1 protein-coding gene and 1 pseudogene are annotated in these 3676 nt (G+C 34.2%); both read right to left on the bottom strand.

Translation table 11 applies throughout. The annotated features are described in order from the left end of the window. Positions 1–315 precede the first annotated feature (315 nt). Positions 316–2925 (bottom strand): bifunctional acetaldehyde-CoA/alcohol dehydrogenase, encoded by a 2610-nt coding sequence (gene adhE / locus IDG65_RS13665; protein ID WP_000955775.1) that lies wholly within the window; start codon positions 2923–2925, stop codon positions 316–318. A 385-nt stretch (positions 2926–3310) separates the two neighbouring features. Continuing rightward, positions 3311–3523 (bottom strand): annotated as a pseudogene (locus IDG65_RS13660) (zinc peptidase); the annotation flags it as partial. Positions 3524–3676: the final 153 nt, after the last annotated feature.

Here is a 3676-nt window from a genome sequence, read left to right as displayed (position 1 = left end):
ACTTACAATTCCATTTTGTATGTGCTAAACTGTTTGTGTCAGATGACATTAAATAGCATCTCCTCGTGTTGATTATTTTGGTTGGCTGACCAATATTTATTCTAGCACGTAGAGATGCATTTTTTGTAAAAAGAAAACCATACGCATAGCGTATGGTTTTCTTTTTACAAAAAAATGATTGTCTAGTTTGTATCTCTCTGAAGATTTGGCAATAAATAAAAGCCGATAACCGTATAATGATTATCGACTTAAAGTTTATGTGGCATTTTTTACTTTTGTAATTTCAGGTGAGTTAGATGATTATTATCAGATAGATTATTGCTTATAATCATATGATGTTTGAATGATATCTTTGATTTCACTGATTAGTGCTTCTTTAGGATTAGCAGTTGTACATTGATCTTCAAATGCGAGCTCTGCCATTCTATCAATTGACTCATTTAATTCTTCTTCAGACACACCTTGTGATTTCAAATTCATTTCAATTCCGACTGATTGACCTAATTCGTAGACAGCTTTAGCTAATGATTCTACGAGTGCTTCTGTCGTATTACCTTTTAATCCTAAGAATTTGGCAATATCTGCATAATCTGTATCTGCTCTGAAGAACTCATATTTAGGGAATAATGCATGTTTTTGTGGGTCTTTGGCATTATAACGGATAATATGCGGTAGTAATATCGCATTCGCTCTACCATGCGGAATACCATATTCGCCACCAATTTTATGCGCAATTGAGTGTGCAATGCCTAAGAATGCATTTGCAAATGCCATACCAGCCAAAGTTGATGCGTTATGCATTTTCTCTCTTGAAACTTTATCACCCTTTTCAACAGATGATTTTAAATATTCGAACGTCAATTTAATCGCTTGTAGACTCAAACCTCTTGTGTAGTCTGAAGCCATTACAGAAACATATGATTCCATTGCATGCGTTAGTACATCCATTCCTGTATCTGCTGTAACGCTTTTTGGCACACTCATCACAAATTGAGGGTCAATAATTGCAACGTCAGGTGTTAAAGCAAAATCAGCCAACGGATATTTTACATTTGTTTCACTATCTGTGATAACTGCAAATGGTGTTACTTCTGAACCTGTACCTGATGTCGTAGGGATACAAATGAACGTCGCATTTTCAGGCATGCCTATTTTATAAGTACGTTTACCGATGTCTAGGAACTTTTGTTTAGCACCGAAGAATGATGTCTCAGGGTGTTCAAAGAACATCCACATTGCTTTTGCAGCATCCATCGCTGAACCACCACCAAGTGCAATGATTGTATCCGGTTGGAAATCAACCATCATTTCCAGACCTTTATATACTGTATTAGTTGATGGGTTCGGTTCGACTTCGCTAAATATTTTAATTTGAGGCTGTTCCGTTCTTTGTCTTAATACATTCTCAACCGTTTTTGTATAACCGAATTCGACCATACCAGGGTCACAGACAATCATCACTTTTTCAATCTTGTCCATTGCTGTTAAACTCATGATTGCATTTTCTTCAAAATAAATTTGAGCAGGCACCTTGAAAATTTGAGTATTATTACGTCGTTTAGCAATTGTTTTAATGTTTAATAAATCTGTCGCACTAACATTATGTGAAATTGAGTTTCTACCGTACGAACCACAACCTAATGTTAAAGACGGAATCAATTCGTTATACATATCACCAATACCTCCAACCGCTGATGGTGTATTTACAAGTACACGACAAGCTTTCATTCTTAGTCCAAAATCTTTTTGTAATGTTTCATCTTCTGTATGGATAACGGCTGTGTGTCCTAATCCACCAAAATGTAGTGTGTCTTCACAAATTTGAAATGCTTGTTTTGTAGATTGGGCTTTTACTAAGGCTAATACTGGAGATAATTTTTCACGAGATAACGGATAGTCTGAACCTACACCGCTAATTTCAGCTATGATAAGTTTTGTATTTTCGGGGACAGGTATACCTGCTAATTCAGCTATTTCAACTGCAGATTTACCGACAATATCAGGCTTAATACCTGTTTTTTGTTCATTCATAATTGCATTTTCTAAGCGTTGTAATTCATCTTTTTTAACAAAGTATGCTTGATGTGCTTTAAATTCATTAGTAACGTCTTTATAAATTTCTTTATCAATAACTACAACTTGTTCAGAAGCACAAATCATACCATTATCAAATGTTTTTGAACCAATGATATCATTTACTGCACGTTTAATGTGTGCTGTTTTTTCAATGTAAGACGGCACGTTACCTGGTCCCACACCTAATGCCGGTTTGCCAGTTGAATATGCAGACTTAACCATGCCCGAACCACCTGTTGCTAGAACTAATGCAATACCTTTGTGATTCATTAATTGTTTTGTTGCTTCGATAGAAGGCACTTCAATCCATTGAATAATATCTTTAGGTGCACCTGCCTTCATTGCCGCTTCTAATACAACTTCTGCTGCACGCTTCGACGATTCTTGCGCACTTGGATGGAATGCAAAAATGATTGGATTTCCTGTCTTAATTGCAATCATCGCTTTAAAAATAGTTGTCGACGTAGGATTTGTTGTTGGCGTAACACCACAAATAACACCAATTGGTTCCGCTACATACGTTAATCCTTTTTCTTTATCTTCACCAATAATCCCTACTGTCTTATTGTCTTTTATTGAATTCCATATATATTCAGAAGCGTATAAATTTTTAATCGCTTTATCTTCGTATATACCTCTTCCAGTTTCTTCATGTGCTAATTTTGCTAGCACCATATGTTGATCAACAGCTGCTAAGCTCATTTGATGAACAATATGATCAATTTCTTCTTGTGACTTTTTAGATAATGCTTCTAATGCTTTTTTCCCTTTGTCAGCTAGAGCATCAATCATAATTGCCACTTCTTGTTCTTTCGATCCACGATTTTCTTTTTCAGGTATAGTTAACATATACAACCACTCCTTTATACTTTGTGAATTATTTCACAAACATTATAGTACATGTCTCTCAGGATATAAAGAAAATTCTATACAAAAAAGTTTAATTTCGAATATTATTTGAACAAATATCAAATTTTAAAATAAATGTTTTCATGAAATCATTGTTATTTCGGTGTTTTTAGAATGATTTTATAATCATAATTTTTTCAATGACATAATTTATTCATAATTATATATTTAATTCTGAATATTCTTTAATAGCCTAAAAAGCTTGTTATATCGCACAAAACACAACATTAAAAGGTCCTTGTCGATGCCTATCAACAGATGTTACAAATAAAAACCTCGAACTGAAATGATGATCTTTTCAGCTCGAGGTTTAAATATTGGTGCCTTATTTATATAGATTCGTTATATTATATTCTCTATTTTCATTAACATAATCCTTAAAGAGTTTTAAATTAATACCTGCTAGATGATTCAAAAATGTTTCATCAACTTTTAAATAATTCAATAATTTTTGTGGTGTCAGTATATTTCTATCAAAATACAACTTTAATAAACTATTCATTTTGACAGGACGTGACATTTCAATCACGTCGTCTAAAGATAATACTTTCTCGCTTTAAACAAAAATCAAAACCACCCGTGTGAACGGGTGGTTTGTTCTGCGGCTATAAGCCTTCCTTACTGGCCAGCCCTAAAAGGGCACTGACAAGTCAGCCAACTGCACTACTATTCCAGCAACCCTAAAGGGTTA

Origin of the sequence: Staphylococcus sp. EG-SA-17, from assembly GCF_017151845.1 — a bacterium.
Lineage (GTDB): Bacteria > Bacillota > Bacilli > Staphylococcales > Staphylococcaceae > Staphylococcus > Staphylococcus aureus.
The sequence above is the reverse complement of the archived record's forward strand: the minus strand, read 5'-3'. Positions and strand labels throughout refer to the sequence as shown.